We start from the raw sequence: 14,351 nt of genomic DNA, 5'->3' as shown, positions 1-14,351 counted from the left end.
AATACCCTGTCAAATATTGAAATCCTTAGAAAAACAATAACTATTTCGTTAAAAGTGAATTTCCAACGGCACATTGTAAACATTTATTTTTATCGCAATACTCTGTTTTTAATTGAATAAGCGATTGTGATTGAAAGGCCGATTTAGACACTTTTTTTAGTTTATTAAAAGCATCGATAATACTATTTTTTTCTGAATTGATTTCTGAAGCTATCTTTAAAATAGAGCCATCTATATCTTGTCCTTTTTGTTTAGCATAACAGAATTTTAAAGGAAGAATAGTGTTTATTAATAGTAAATCTGTGAAAGCCTTTGTAATAACTTTGGTTGAAGGTTTAGATGATTTTTGAAAAGTATAATGTGTTTTCCAAAACTCGGAAGTTGAAACATTAAACAGCTTATAAAAATCTTCGAGCTTATCTATTTCTATCACTTTAGAGAATAAATTTTGATGCTCGTGATATAGGTTTGCCAATTGAGATAACCGTATGGTTGGAAAATTTGGCGGTCGTAATCTAAATAATTGTAACGGCAATACTTGATTTTCTTTAAGCTGAAACTTCTGTTTTAAAAAACTATATTCTTTTGATAAACTTATAAAGTAAGCATCTTCCACAGATTCTGACAATAAATTAGCTTGTCCAAACAGCAAGGCTTCTAAACTTTGCAAATTAGATTGCGATTTTCTAACCACCGAAAAATCGACCGATTGCGCTAAACTAAAAAAAGCATCTCCGTTTACTTTTAGTCCAAAGTTTTTGGCAAGCATTTTAAAAAGTACGGCTTCCCAATCGTTTTTAGATTCTTGCAAAAGCAGTTCAATGGCATCAGCTTTCCGTTCTAGCCGTTCAAAATATAAACGCTCTAGCCAATTGGTTAAAACAAAATCGTTAGTATTAACAAAATCATTTTCACAATTAATCCATGTGTTTTGTTTTGCAAAAAGCTTTTTATAATTGTTTAAAAGTGTAAAATCGATATAATCGCGCAACACTAATGTTGGAATAGGCGTATTATCTTTTCTAAAAATCTCGGTATCATGCTCCCAAACTACGTGTAGAATAACACCATCGTAAGCTGGATCTTGTTCGTGATTGTGCAAATACCAATCGGATGATTTTATATGAATTTCTACATTACCCGCCCAAAGTTGCTCGCCAATAGTAAGTTTTGCATTAAAAAAGTCGGGACCAGAATTAAAGTTATGTTGCCCTATAGAAGTAATAGTTATAGATTGATTTGCTTCTGTTTTTAAACTTTGAGTTTGAAATTTCTTGAATTTCCAGATGTAGTGTAGAAAATCTTCTTGCATTTTTTAAAGATAGAATACCAGTTTAAAATTTCCAAATGAAATTAAAAATTGAATTCTATTAAAGTAAAACACAACGAGGTAATAATCTTGAGGATTAATTAAATTACTAACTTTGCAATCTAGTATAAAACTACATTATGGAACAACTTACGCTTACTACTCCTGCTCTTTTATTTTCGGCTATTTCCTTAATTATGTTAGCATATACCAATAGGTTTTTAGCTTACGCTGCAACTATTAGAAACTTGCACGATAAGTATACTGAGAAAAAAGATAGTGTATTGATGGCACAAATACAGAATATAAAAAAGCGTTTGTATTTAACGCGAAGTATGCAAATTTTCGGCATTTCGAGTTTACTATTATGTGTAATGACTATGTTTTTAATATACATTCAGCAAAATGCTATTGCTGTTTGGGTATTTGGCTTGGCACTTATACTGCTTATAGCATCATTGTCGCTATTAATTATTGAAATTCAAATTTCGGTAAAGGCTTTAGAACACCATATTAGTGATATAGAAAACAATAAGTAACACTAGCAAACTATACAAAGCCTAATAAGAAACAAAATCTTGGCTGATGATGCGCTAGGGATTGAACGGCCTGTTTGAGCTCCCCGACCTTAGGAGGGAGCGAGTAGTGAAAGCCCGACCCTTGTGGTAGCGCTCGAAAAATTAAATTTTATTGGAATCGAATGGCTTTTACCGGCGATATTTTCGTGATAATATACGATGGTATTAAAAGCATGAGTAAACACAGAATAAGCGTACCAATATTAAGGCCAACTATATAACCTAAACTGATATATACTGGGGCTTCGGAAACATAATACACACTTGGATCTAGCGGAAATAATTTAAAATATTTTTGCGCAAACAGCAGCCCTAACCCGAGTAAATTACCCCAGAATAAACCAAGTAAAATAAGGTAAGATGCATTGTATAGAAAAAGTTTACGGATGCTCCAATTGTTACTTCCAAGAGCTTTTAAAATCCCTATCATTTGCGTGCGTTCGAGTATTAAAACCAGTAGCGCAGTAATCATGTTTATACCTGCTACTAGAATCATGATCCCGATAATGCCGTAAATATTTTTGTCGAATATTTTTATCCACTCAAAAATGGAACTGTATTTATTGCTTACCGTGATAGTGTTGAGCGTAGATGGTGTGTTTTGATAAATTTCGATTCCTTTTTGATCGAGTTGTGAATAATCGGAAATAAAAACTTCGAAGTTCCCTATTTGATCTTCTTCCCAATTATTAATACGTTGTATGTGGCGAATATTCCCTATTAAGTATTGTTGGTCTAATTCTTGAAAACCGGAATTATAAATACCCACGATATTGAATGTTATAATATTTGGTGCTTTTTCAGTATCGTTTTTTGCGAAAACCATTTGAAACTTTTCACCTACTTTAAATCCTAATCTATCGGCTAAGTATTGTGAGATTAAAACCTCTTCACTCCATTTTTTGGTAAAACTTGGTAGTTTGCCTTCTATAAGAAATTCTTGAAAGTAGCTCCAATCGAAATCTTGACCGACACCTTTAAAAACAGCACCTTCGAAATCGGTTTCTGTTCTAATGATTCCGAATTTTGTTGCTACGGCTTGTACGTGCTTTATACCATCAACCTCTTTAAACTCTGGATAAAACTCTTGATTTTTAGAGATTGGCACGATACTTTCTTGTGAGTTGTTACTATCGAAATTACTAATGGTAACATGGCCATTGAAAGCAACCACTTTATCACGAATTTTTTGTTGTAAACCAATACCTGTAGCAATCGCAATCATCATGACCACAATACCAATAGCAATAGCGGCAATACCAATTTTTATTATTGGTGCCGATACACTACTTTTATACGCTTTACTACCAATAATGCGTTTGGCTAAAAAAAACTCGTAATTCAAAATTTATTATGCTATTAAATGTTTTCAAAAATACTGTTTTATTATTTGTTTTAGTAATGATTTCTTGTGGGAATGTCACGAAATCGAAGTCGAAAAGCTTAACGCTTTTAGATAAGGAGAGCCCAAAACAAACTGAAACAGAAAAAAACATCACTGTTGGTGCCAACCAAACGGCTCTTTATTTACCTATACTCCAAGACAAACGTGTTGGTATTGTTGCCAACCAAACTAGTGTTATTTTTAAAGGAGAAACCAATACACATTTAGTAGATTCCCTACTTGCCTTAAACGTTGACATTAAAACGGTTTTTGCACCAGAACATGGCTTTAGAGGCACAGCAGATGCCGGCGAGGTTATTAAAGATGGTATAGATATAAAAACCAACTTACCTATAGTTTCGCTCTACGGAAAAAACAAAAAACCTTCGGTAGAACAATTAAAAAACTTAGACCTAGTTGTTTTTGACATTCAAGATGTTGGTGCTCGTTTTTATACTTACATTTCAAGCTTACATTATGTAATGGAAGCTTGTGCTGAACAGAACATCCCTGTTTTAATTTTAGATAGACCGAACCCTAACGGACATTATTTTGATGGCCCTATTTTAGAAACAGCTCATAAAAGTTTCGTGGGGATGCATCCTATTCCAACTGTACATGGCATGACGATTGGAGAATATGCAAAAATGATTAACGGTGAAAAATGGCTAAACCAAAGTATCACTTGTGATTTACACGTTATTCCCGTGAAAAACTATAACCATAACCTAAAATATAGTTTACCTATAAAACCTAGCCCGAATTTACCAAACGACAAATCGATAAACCTTTACCCTAGCCTTTGCTTTTTTGAAGGCACAAACGTAAGTGCTGGTCGTGGAACGGAAACACAATTTCAGATTTTTGGGAGTCCGTTTTTAAATAAAACTCAGTTTCCTTTTCAGTTTACACCGCAACCCAATCATGGTGCTAAGCGTCCAAAACATGAAAATAAATTATGTTATGGGAAAAACTTAACCGAAGCCGAAAACCAAAATACTCTTAATTTAAATTGGCTGATAAAAGCTTACAACAATACGGAAAATAAGGCAGAGTTCTTCAATTCGTTTTTCACGAAACTCGCCGGAACAAAAAAATTACAACAACAAATTGAATCTGGATTAAGCGCTAATCAAATTAAAGCAACTTGGAAAACAGGTTTAGATGCCTTTGCTAAAACACGTTCGAAGTATTTAATGTACGAGTAAACCTTAAACCTATTGTTTTAATATGTTGATGAGCCTATCAGGGTAATCGGTAATAATTCCGTTTACATTATAGTCTATCATGAGCTTTATATCCTTTTCGGTGTTAACCGTCCATGGTATCACTTTAAAACCTCTAATTTTTAAATCACTAACTATTTCTTTATTTAGCAACTTGTAATACGGGCTTATAATAGCTGGCGAATAACTCATTTTATCAAGTTTCTCTAAAATGATTTCATCGTCTTCTACCAAAAGGGCAACCTCCATTTTAGGAGATTGAATTTTTATTTCTTCTAAAATCTGTAAATCGAAACTTTGCAAATTGGTTTCGTTACAAGCGTTGTTTTCATTTAGAACATCTAAAACTAATGCTACAAATTCTTTAGGTTTTGGAGTAAAAACGTCATAATACTCCGCATCTGATTTTATTTCAATATTGAATTTTATTGCCGGGTTTATTATTTTAGTTTCTTTTAAAACTTCAGATAAAGATGGTTTGTATGTTTTTACTTTTTCCTGATTTGGGAATTTAGGATGATATTTAGAACCACAATCAAATTGTTGAATATCATTTAAAGTCATTTGATACAAATTATACTTCTTAGCGTCTTCATCTAAAATAGTGTCACCTTCAGAATCTAAACAAATCACAGAATTCATATAAGGTTCATGGCTAACAACAACTATTTTATCTTTAGAAACTGCCACATCCAACTCTAAAGTGTCCACACCTAAATCTAATGCTTTAAAAAATGCCGGCATACTATTTTCGGGTAACAAACCGCGACAACCACGATGCCCCTGAATATCAATCTTGCAATGTTTCAAAATAAAAAAAGATTAGTCTTTCTCAGAAATTATAGTTGGTCTTTCGTATTTTTTAAAAGGCTGTTTTAAGAGTTCTTTTATGTTTCCGTTAGCTTTTTCATCTGGAAAAACATCAACGCCATAAATTAACTTCTCACGATCAAAATCCATATAAGTACCTAATAATCTATCCCAAACCGAAAATATATTTCCGTAATTAGAGTCCGTATAAGGCAACATATAGTGGTGGTGCACCTTATGCATATCGGGCGACACCAATACATAACTCATTATTTTATCGACACTTTTGGGTAACTTAATATTAGCATGTGTAAACTGCGTAGCCACCAAAGACATCGATTGATACAACATAACAATACCAATTGGAGCACCAATAACAAAAACCCCCAATAGCGTGAACATAAAACGAATAACACTTTCCAAAGGATGGTGTCTATTAGCCGTAGTTGTATCGACTTTATGATCGGAATGATGAACCAAATGCACCATCCATAACATAGGCACTTTATGCTCTACAAAATGAGCTAAATAGGCTCCAAAAAAGTCCATTAGAAATACACCTAGAATAATGTACAACCATAGCGGCATTTCTGGTAACCAATTTAAAATTCCAAAATCGTTAGCCATTACCCAGTCGGCCGAGTTTAGCAGTAAAAAAGCTAAGGCAAAATTAATAACGACTGTAGTTAAAGTAAAAAAAATATTTGGAGCTGCATGCTCCCACTTTTTATAATTGAATTTAAATAATGGTACCGCACCTTCTAAAAGCCAGAAAAAGGCCAAGCCTCCAACTAAAATTATACTGCGGTGTGATGATGGTATGGTCTCGAAATAGTTTAGAAATGTTTGCAAGAGTGGTTGTTTTTGTTTTACAATATAGTAAAAAAGTTATTATACCAAGCCTAGTAAAATAGCAACCAGACTTCAAAACTAAACCTTAATGCGCTTTTTCATTTCTTCTACAATATTAAATGCAGCCGGACAAATAGCCACGTTTTTTAAAGTAAGATGCGAAATTTGTTGAAACTTACTTCTATCTGTATGTGGAAACTCACGGCACGCTTTTGGACGCACATCGTAAATAGAGCAATAATTATCGGCTCCTAAAAAGGTACACGGCACACTTTGTAAAACATAATCATTCTCATCATCTACACGTAAAAACTGCGATATAAATTGCTGTGTTTTCATTCTAAAATGTTTAGCAATTCTATCTACATCTTTATCAGTAAATAGCGGCCCAGTGGTTTTACAACAGTTAGCGCACTCCAAACAATCGGTACGTTTAAACTCTTGTTCATGCAAATCTTGCATAACGTAATCTAAATTTTTAGGCGGCTTCTTTTTTAGCTTTGTGAAGAATTTTTTATTCTCGTTATGCTTATCTTTGGCCTGCTTTGGAAGATTGTTAATAATGTCTTGCATGGCGCAAAAATAGTATAATTTACGAGATTTATACTTGCGTAGAAATAAAATGAGATTTCCTTTTTTTCAAAGGAATAAACAAAGTATTATTTATGAAAGACCTTTTCGGACAAGCCTTATTAGATTACCAAAACGGAAACTATACTGAAGACATTATAACATCTACAAGTATTTCTGATGATGATGCCTTGCCAATTCCTTATCTATTTCGCCAATTCGAAGAGATGCCAAAGCTAGAGCAAAAAGCTTTAAAACTAGCAAAAGGCGACATTTTAGATGTTGGTTGTGGCTCAGGAAGCCATAGTTTGTATTTACAAAAAAACAATAAAAAAGTTAAAGCTATCGACGTTTCTAAAGGCGCCATTGAAGTTGCTAAACTTCGTGGTGTTGTAAATGCTGAAATAAAAAATATTTTAGATGAAACTGAAACGTTTGATACCATTTTATTATTAATGAATGGTACCGGAATTTTTCAAGAGTTATCTCAAGTTTCAAAATACTTAACTCACCTGAAAGGGTTGCTTAATTCTGGTGGACAAATTTTAATGGATTCATCGGATATCAAATACATGTATCAAGATGAAGATGGTGGTTATTGGATGGATACTAACTCGAACTACTATGGTGAATTAGATTATTTTCTATCTTATAAAAATGAGGAAGAAATCCCAATGAAATGGTTATACCTAGATTTTGAAACTTTAAAATTGGCTTGTGAAACGGTTGGCCTTAAATGCGAGATTATAAAAGAAGGTGAACATTTTGATTATTTGGCTCAATTGACGCATTTTGAATAGTTATGGTGTTGTTTAACTCAATATTTTAAACCACATAAGCCTATTCTAACATTGAGCTTTATATGATTTCTCCTTACGTCGAAATGACTAACGATTATGCTTCTTTGAATGTTTTTGTCATAGCGACATTAGAACGTATCACAATCGACCTCGTAAACTTTAACATCTGCTTTTTATTCAATAAAAAAAAGCTAAAATTCCAAAAATGAAACCTTAGCTTTTCTAAATATTATAGTTTTAAAACATTTCGCACTTTCGCGGAAACATCAAAAATGGGTATTAAAAATCGAATTTAAATGTTGCTCCTGCTAAAAACTGAATAGCCTGAACGGGTGTATTTTGCCAACGTTCGTAATTATTATTGGCTATATTGTTTGCTTTGGCAAATACCGAAATTTGCTCTGTTACGTGATAACCAACATGCGCGTTAGCATCAAAATAACTATCTAAAGTAACAGTTTGTGGTGTTGATGTCGTTAAGAAAAATTGATCTTTACGTTCTCCTGTGTAAAATAAATTAGCTCCTGCAAACCAATTTTGATTAATTTGATAATCTAAAAACATATATCCTTTTACATCTGGTAAATTCCATGCTTCGGCTTTTAAACCTAAGTTAAAGTTTCGGTTAATATCAACATTTATTTCACCTGAAACTCCAAAAGTATTAATATCATCGTAAACAACTCCAAACGAGTTTCCATAGGTATAATCGTCACCAGAACGTGTAATTTCGTTAGATATAAATAAGGCTCTGTTTTGGCTCGATTCATAACTTCCGTTAACGTTATAACTCATAGTACTAGAAAGTTTTCCTTTTAAACCAACATACGCATTGTATTGTTTATCTGTTGGTGTAATGAATAATGTTGGAGAAACAAATGGGTTTTCGGTAGCAAAATCGTAATAAGAATTCTGCTCTAAATCACCTTGAATACCACCATAGGCAATTACCACATCACTAACCACTCTATAGGTTGCTGTAATATTTGGATAGATATAGAAGTTGTTTGATCCGCTTTCCGTATCATTTAAATAATAGGCCGAAACTCCAAGGTTTAATGTTAAATCGTCTCTAATAAGTTGGTAGCTCGGCATAATACCAACCTGAAAATTACCATAATCAATACTTCCTAAACCAGAATATAGATTACTAAAACCGCCACCTAAGTAATCAATTTTTACTTCCGTAGAAATCTCTTCTCCATTAACAGGAACATCTACTTTCCCTTTTGCTATAAAACGATTTTCTCCTGAACTTTGATTATCAGCAAAACGTCTAAACAATACACTTCCAGAGTTGATGTAAGTATCTTCAAAACTAATATCTCCTCCCACATGTGCATTATAAAATGCGTGACCAACATTTATATTATCGTCTTGCGCAAAAACCACTTGAGAGTCTGGAACACCATACCAATTGTAGTTTGAGTATTGAAAACCTCCTTCTACATTCCAGGCCATATCGCGCATACGACTCGCATAATTCACGTTTATTTTTGAATCTGAAAATCCATCATCAAATTCTACACCCTCGATATTTCCTCCAGAAGAATGATGACTTACATAGCCACCAACACTTTCATTTCGACTTATGGCATGATTTAAATATACTTCACCTAAAATAGTAGTATAACTACCCACACCAAGTGTTGCGTAATTATCAAACAATTTTACTGGTTTTGCTTTTTCTACAACTGCCGCCTTACCTTTTGAAGGTGTAAAGGTTGACGCTACCGGAAAAGAAAAAATATTATATTTAATTTCTTTTTTAGTTTCGGTAGTCGCATCGTCTAAAGTTGGTGCTTCTTTTACTTTAAACGCATCAGAAATTGATGGCGCGTATGGTTTAACAACGTCTATAACACCTGTATTTAAAGTATCATTCTGTTTGCTTTGTGCATACCCAAGTGTTGCTATACATGTTGTTGCAACGGTTAATATTCTATTGATGTGCTTACGCATATTTTATAATTTTTATTTCTTAATTAAATTCTAAGATTCAAATTCTAACCTACTTAAAATGGCTTTTGAATAAAACTAATCTTCTGGTAAAATAGATGAATTGGTTTTAGATTCCTCTTTTTTAATTTTGCTTAATTCAGCTTTAGCTTCTGCTACAACATCATCAAATTCTTTAAAATTTGTAATAACACTTTCTAAAATATATGTGGCCTGAAAAGCATCTTTTAGAGCATAAAAATTCTTAGCCATTAGCACTAAGCCTTTCGCACTATAATATTTGTAACCCGAGTAGTTTTTAGCTAATTGCTGCACCGTAACATTAGATGCTTCGTGCTTACCTTCCTTATTTTTAAAATAAGCGTTGTAATATAAAGCCTCGGCAGCAGTTTCGCCTGTAGCTACTTTTTCTACTTGAGTGTATGCCGTTTTTGCTAAATCTTCATTATTTGTTTTAATAGCCGAACGTGCAATTATAACTTGAGCATCTGCTTGAATTTTATTATCGATTTTAGGATTCTTAAGCACTTTTTCGGCATAAGACACGGCTTCGTTATAATTATTCAATTCGTAATTCGCTTTCATTAAATTAGATTGCGCAAACACGACGTTTTGAGGAAAATTCGCTTCACTCTCTAATCTTGCTAAAATAGGCATCGCTTTGTTCCAGTTTTTAGAACTTAAATAAAACTGAGACAACTTCATTAAAGCCTCCTCTGTGTATTCACTTCGAGAAGCATCTACAACATATTTATAATGTGGAGCAGCATTCTCTAACAAATTGTTTTTTGTATAAAGTTGTGCCACATAAAAATGTGCTTGTAAAGCATGTAATCCACGTGGAAATTCGCTTAAATACTTATTAAACTGTGTGATGGCTTTATCTGTATTATTATCTAAATATTGTTTTTCAGCCGCCTCGTAAGTGGCATTATCTAAATCGGCATCGGTAACTTCTACAAAATCTAATTGTTTAACCCAAACTGCATATTCGTTTACTCGACCTAAATCGATATAAATTAATCTTGCCGTTGCAACCGCTTGCACAGCTTCTGGAGTACCAGCATAATCGTTTGCTACTTTTTTAAACTTGACTAGAGCCTGCTCGTTTTGACTAGAGTTATAATACACCAAACCTTGACGTAACAATCCTTTTGGCACAAACGAACTCATTGGGTACTCGTTTGCCAATCTATCGTAAATCGGCATAGCTTTATCAGTTTCATTCGCTTTTACATATGAATTACCTAGCTCGAACATAGCATCATCACGAAGTTTAGATTTTGGATATTTTGAAATAAAATTACCTAACTCACTTATTTTTCCAGAAGCATTTCCGGCATAACCGGTACTTATTGCTTTTTGAAAAAAGGCATAATCAGATTCTATTTCATTTAATCTAATAGCATTCTTATAAGCATCTATAGCACTGCTATATTCACTTGAAACAAAATGCCCATCACCTAAACGTAAATAAGCATCATTCAACCTTACTTTATCATCTTTTTTACTTGAAATAAATTGGTTGAAGTACTTTGTAGCTTGTTCATAATTTTTAAGCTTGAAGTAAGTGTAAGCTAAATTATAATCTAAGTTTTCAAACTCAGGAGTAGATGTCGCTTCGTTTTGTTGCTGAAATTGTTTAAAACCAATTAAAGCATCATCGTAATTAGTTAAATTATAATCCGTTTCAGCTTTCCAAAAGGTTGCTCTAGCCGTAAATCTTTGGTCTTGTTGTTCTTTTAATGAACCATTAAAAAGCGCCGACGCTTCTTTAAATTTATTTTCATTATACAATTCTAAACCACGGTAAAATGCTACTTTTTGATAAGCTACCTTGTTTTCGAAACTACGTTTCCCCTCTAATAACTTAAGCGCTTCTGTATAATTTTTTGATGTAATGTAAGAATCTATTAAAAGCGTTTCCACTTCTTCTTTATAACTTGTATTTGGGTATTTCTCTAAATAACCAGCTAATACTTGTGGTGCCGATTGGTATGAGTTTCCTATTTCGTAACTAATTTTAGCATAATTAAGCCAAGCATCTTCTTGGATTTTTAAATCGAAATCCATTTCCGAAGCATTTTTAAAAGCATTTAAAGCCTCTTGCTTTTTTCCTAAATTAATATAACTTTCACCTAAATGATAATATGCATTTTGAGCAATTGAGTTCTTACCTCCAATAATTTTATTGAATTCCGACACTGCATTTTCAAAATTACCTTGCTTGTAATACGCATAACCTAATTGGTAATAATCGGTATTACTCCACTTCCCTACGCGATCTCTTTGTCCTTTTTTTCCTTGATATGCCGTTAAATAAGGAATAGCCTCTGCATAATTTTCTAGGTTGAAATAACTTTCACCAATAATTTTAGAAAGCTCAGACACTTCATCTGCATCACTTTTACTTAATTGAGCTTTGGCTAATTTAATAGCCTCTTCAAACTTACCTAGTTTAAAATGTAAGTCTGCTTGATAGTATGATAATTTTTCTTTGTAACGCTCTTGGTCGTTTACTTGTTCAAAATATTCATTTGCCTTATCGTAATCATCACCTTCATAAGCCATAAAACCAATGTAATATTTGGCCTGCGACCCATACTCTTTAGAGTTTTCTACTTTAGTTAAATACTTTTTGGCTTCTTTAAATTGCTTTGTTGTAAAAGCGGTATAACCATTATTGAAGTAAAACTTTTCTTTTTCAGATTTACCTAAAGCATTTACATCTACTTTTTGATACCACTTTTGAGCGTAGGAGTATTTTCCGTTAACGAAATAATAATCGGCCACATCTACGAAAGCGGTGTTTCTTTTGGTACTTGTTGGATAATCTTCTACAAAATCCTCAATAAGTTGATCGGCGTTTTGCTGATTTAATCTTACCGCACAATTGGCTATATAATAGGCACAGTCGGACTGTAAAACATCTTCTTCTGCCGTTTTTTCAACATTAGTAAACAGCGATTTAGCAGCTAGATATTGTTGATTATTATAAAGTGATAATGCTTTTTGATACTCTACCAAATTACTAGTGTAAACAGCCGATTTTTGTGCCATAACCTGACAACTAAAACCAATGACAACCAGCAGTGAAAAAATATTATTTTTAATCATTAACAATTCGTTTTTTAATTTAAAATCAAAGATAATTGAATATTAAATCTATAACGAAATAATCGTGCCATAATTATAATTAGAGGTGTTAAAAATTCAAAAAACCTACCAACAATCTATCTAGAAATTAAAATTAAAGTTCGCTGGTAAAAACGTCTCTCAAATTTTTCGTGCTTAACTTTTCAACTTTTCAGTTTTTAATAATACATTTACAGCACTTTAAAAATCTACTTTTATGTCGAATGCCATTTTAGAATTAAAAAACGCGTCTATTTTTCAGGGAGAAAGCTTAGTGCTTTCTGATGTTAATGTTGAAATTAACAAAGGGGAATTTGTGTATTTAATTGGTAAAACGGGTACCGGAAAAAGTAGTTTTATGAAAACACTTTATGGCGATTTACCGCTTACCAAAGGTGAAGGCCATATTGTTGACTTCAACTTGAAAACTTTAAAGGAAAAAGAAATCCCGTTTTTACGCCGAAAATTAGGTGTGGTTTTTCAGGATTTTAAATTACTTCCAGATAGAACTATAAACGACAACTTGATATTTGTTTTAAAGGCTACAGGATGGAAAGTAAAAGCTGAAATGAATACTCGTGTCGAAGAGGTTTTGAATAAAGTAGACATGAAAACTAAAGGTTTTAAATATCCGCATGAGCTTTCTGGTGGCGAGCAACAACGTGTTGCAATTGCACGGGCTTTACTTAATAACCCTGAACTTATTTTGGCCGATGAGCCTACCGGTAATTTAGATCCACAAACGAGTATTGAGGTTATGGAAGTTTTACAAGACATTAACAAAAATGGTAACACCATTTTAATGGCAACGCACGATTATGCTTTACTTTTAAAATACCCCAGCAAAACACTTAAATGTGATGAGAATGCGGTTTACGAGGTGGTACAACGTAAGAGTTAATTCCTTTTTTTGTAGACGTGTGGGTTTTTACGAATCCCTTTCTTAAACACTTTTCTAATTAGCATCCTTAAACTCGCGTCACAATCTAAGATTAGATTGGTAAATGTGCTTTCTGGGCGTCCTCTGTATTTAGTTACATGAAACTTATCAGAAGACTTTAAAGCATTGTCACTAAAATAATAGTTAGAAATACAACACCTACTATTATCAATTTGCACCTTATTTACAGAATGCCAAGAGAGATCGTGTGTAGCCATAATAACTAACCTATTAAACTTACTTTCTATTAAAACCGGGTCTTTTCTTGGTCCATTCGGCCAAAGTTCTAAATGGCCTCCATTTTCTTTTTCCCAATTTGGGGTTATATAATATAATAGATTTAAAACTCGCCAACGCTCACGACCAGCATCATGTGAATTATCTAAATGTGGGTGCAGAAAATTATCTTTAGCCATTAGTGATAAACCTCCAGCATACAATGAATCGTCTGCATATAAAGATTTAATATCACAAATATCTCCAATTAAATCGATTATTCTTTCATCTTGAAAAGCGTACAAAACTTTTTCTAAAAGAGGATTATGTTTGTCCATTTGTGCAGAAACATGCTTAAATTCTCGTATACTGTTTAAGCAACGCATTTCAGATTTATCAGGAAAAGCATCAAAACATTGATTCGCTAATTTTTCTGGCAAAAGATTATCAATAAAAAAATACCCTATTTCATTTTTTGAGCTTTGATACTGGTTTATCAGCTCTTTTTTTTTAAATGTAATTTGATTAAATATTATTTCTGAAATTTCTCTTCTATCCATATTAACAGTACT

12 protein-coding genes are annotated in these 14,351 nt (G+C 32.9%); 4 read left to right on the top strand and 8 right to left on the bottom strand.

Translation table 11 applies throughout. The annotated features are described in order from the left end of the window. Positions 1 to 40: 40 nt before the first annotated feature. Positions 41 to 1,312 (bottom strand): DUF2851 family protein, encoded by a 1,272-nt coding sequence (locus BM246_RS17915; RefSeq protein WP_074939963.1) that lies wholly within the window; start codon positions 1,310 to 1,312, stop codon positions 41 to 43. 137 nt (positions 1,313 to 1,449) lie between these two features. Here BM246_RS17915 and BM246_RS17910 point away from each other — a divergent pair, with 137 nt between their 5' ends. Beyond that, a complete protein-coding gene (locus BM246_RS17910) occupies positions 1,450 to 1,848 on the top strand; it encodes a DUF2721 domain-containing protein (protein ID WP_042499315.1) in 399 nt (132 codons plus the stop codon). Positions 1,849 to 1,996: 148 nt separating this feature from the next. Here BM246_RS17910 and BM246_RS17905 read toward each other — a convergent pair whose 3' ends face one another. Further along, positions 1,997 to 3,232 carry an ABC transporter permease gene (locus tag BM246_RS17905; RefSeq protein WP_074939958.1) on the bottom strand — a complete coding sequence of 412 codons (1,236 nt, stop codon included), beginning with the start codon at positions 3,230 to 3,232 and terminating at the stop codon, positions 1,997 to 1,999. A gap of 8 nt (positions 3,233 to 3,240) precedes the next feature. Here BM246_RS17905 and BM246_RS17900 point away from each other — a divergent pair, with 8 nt between their 5' ends. After that, positions 3,241 to 4,479 carry an exo-beta-N-acetylmuramidase NamZ family protein gene (locus BM246_RS17900; RefSeq protein ID WP_074939953.1) on the top strand — a complete coding sequence of 413 codons (1,239 nt, stop codon included), beginning with the start codon at positions 3,241 to 3,243 and terminating at the stop codon, positions 4,477 to 4,479. A gap of 9 nt (positions 4,480 to 4,488) precedes the next feature. On the opposite strand, the gene BM246_RS17895 is transcribed toward BM246_RS17900, so the two are convergent. The 3 genes from BM246_RS17895 to BM246_RS17885 form a co-directional block, all read right to left on the bottom strand. Beyond that, positions 4,489 to 5,307, bottom strand: coding sequence for a glycerophosphodiester phosphodiesterase family protein (locus BM246_RS17895; protein WP_231961878.1), 819 nt, complete (start codon positions 5,305 to 5,307; stop codon positions 4,489 to 4,491). 12 nt (positions 5,308 to 5,319) lie between these two features. Then, a complete protein-coding gene (locus BM246_RS17890) occupies positions 5,320 to 6,159 on the bottom strand; it encodes a sterol desaturase family protein (protein WP_074939944.1) in 840 nt (279 codons plus the stop codon). A 78-nt stretch (positions 6,160 to 6,237) separates the two neighbouring features. Then, positions 6,238 to 6,732 (bottom strand): YkgJ family cysteine cluster protein, encoded by a 495-nt coding sequence (locus BM246_RS17885; RefSeq protein ID WP_074939939.1) that lies wholly within the window; start codon positions 6,730 to 6,732, stop codon positions 6,238 to 6,240. Between the two features lie 92 nt (positions 6,733 to 6,824). Between BM246_RS17885 and BM246_RS17880 the strand changes: the two genes are divergently transcribed. Further along, positions 6,825 to 7,529 carry a class I SAM-dependent methyltransferase gene (locus tag BM246_RS17880; protein ID WP_074939935.1) on the top strand — a complete coding sequence of 235 codons (705 nt, stop codon included), beginning with the start codon at positions 6,825 to 6,827 and terminating at the stop codon, positions 7,527 to 7,529. Positions 7,530 to 7,808: 279 nt separating this feature from the next. Here the strand turns inward: BM246_RS17880 and BM246_RS17875 are convergent, their stop codons facing one another. Both BM246_RS17875 and BM246_RS17870 read right to left on the bottom strand, forming a co-directional pair. Then, positions 7,809 to 9,491 (bottom strand): TonB-dependent receptor, encoded by a 1,683-nt coding sequence (locus BM246_RS17875; protein WP_074939931.1) that lies wholly within the window; start codon positions 9,489 to 9,491, stop codon positions 7,809 to 7,811. A 75-nt stretch (positions 9,492 to 9,566) separates the two neighbouring features. Continuing rightward, positions 9,567 to 12,605 carry a tetratricopeptide repeat protein gene (locus tag BM246_RS17870; RefSeq protein ID WP_074939926.1) on the bottom strand — a complete coding sequence of 1,013 codons (3,039 nt, stop codon included), beginning with the start codon at positions 12,603 to 12,605 and terminating at the stop codon, positions 9,567 to 9,569. Positions 12,606 to 12,840: 235 nt separating this feature from the next. Between BM246_RS17870 and BM246_RS17865 the strand changes: the two genes are divergently transcribed. Continuing rightward, complete coding sequence (locus BM246_RS17865; protein ID WP_074939921.1) at positions 12,841 to 13,524, top strand: cell division ATP-binding protein FtsE; 684 nt, start codon at positions 12,841 to 12,843, stop codon at positions 13,522 to 13,524. Here BM246_RS17865 and BM246_RS17860 read toward each other — a convergent pair. Next, the gene (locus BM246_RS17860) at positions 13,521 to 14,339 is read right to left on the bottom strand and encodes a 2OG-Fe(II) oxygenase (RefSeq protein ID WP_074939917.1); all 819 of its coding nucleotides are present in this window, start codon (positions 14,337 to 14,339) and stop codon (positions 13,521 to 13,523) included. The two genes, BM246_RS17865 and BM246_RS17860, sit on opposite strands and share 4 nt — an antisense overlap. Between the last annotated feature and the right edge of the window lie 12 nt (positions 14,340 to 14,351).

The organism is Algibacter lectus (genome assembly GCF_900112395.1).
Taxonomy (GTDB): Bacteria; Bacteroidota; Bacteroidia; order Flavobacteriales; family Flavobacteriaceae; genus Algibacter; species Algibacter lectus.
This window is presented reverse-complemented; position numbering and strand designations above follow the sequence as displayed.

Coding starts and splice junctions, on each gene's coding strand:
- BM246_RS17915 (WP_074939963.1), bottom strand. CDS start 1,312: ATGCAAGAAGATTTTCTACACTACATCTGGAAATTCAAGAAATTTCAA.
- BM246_RS17910 (WP_042499315.1), top strand. CDS start 1,450: ATGGAACAACTTACGCTTACTACTCCTGCTCTTTTATTTTCGGCTATT.
- BM246_RS17900 (WP_074939953.1), top strand. CDS start 3,241: ATGCTATTAAATGTTTTCAAAAATACTGTTTTATTATTTGTTTTAGTA.
- BM246_RS17885 (WP_074939939.1), bottom strand. CDS start 6,732: ATGCAAGACATTATTAACAATCTTCCAAAGCAGGCCAAAGATAAGCAT.
- BM246_RS17880 (WP_074939935.1), top strand. CDS start 6,825: ATGAAAGACCTTTTCGGACAAGCCTTATTAGATTACCAAAACGGAAAC.
- BM246_RS17875 (WP_074939931.1), bottom strand. CDS start 9,491: ATGCGTAAGCACATCAATAGAATATTAACCGTTGCAACAACATGTATA.
- BM246_RS17870 (WP_074939926.1), bottom strand. CDS start 12,605: ATGATTAAAAATAATATTTTTTCACTGCTGGTTGTCATTGGTTTTAGT.
- BM246_RS17865 (WP_074939921.1), top strand. CDS start 12,841: ATGTCGAATGCCATTTTAGAATTAAAAAACGCGTCTATTTTTCAGGGA.
- BM246_RS17860 (WP_074939917.1), bottom strand. CDS start 14,339: ATGGATAGAAGAGAAATTTCAGAAATAATATTTAATCAAATTACATTT.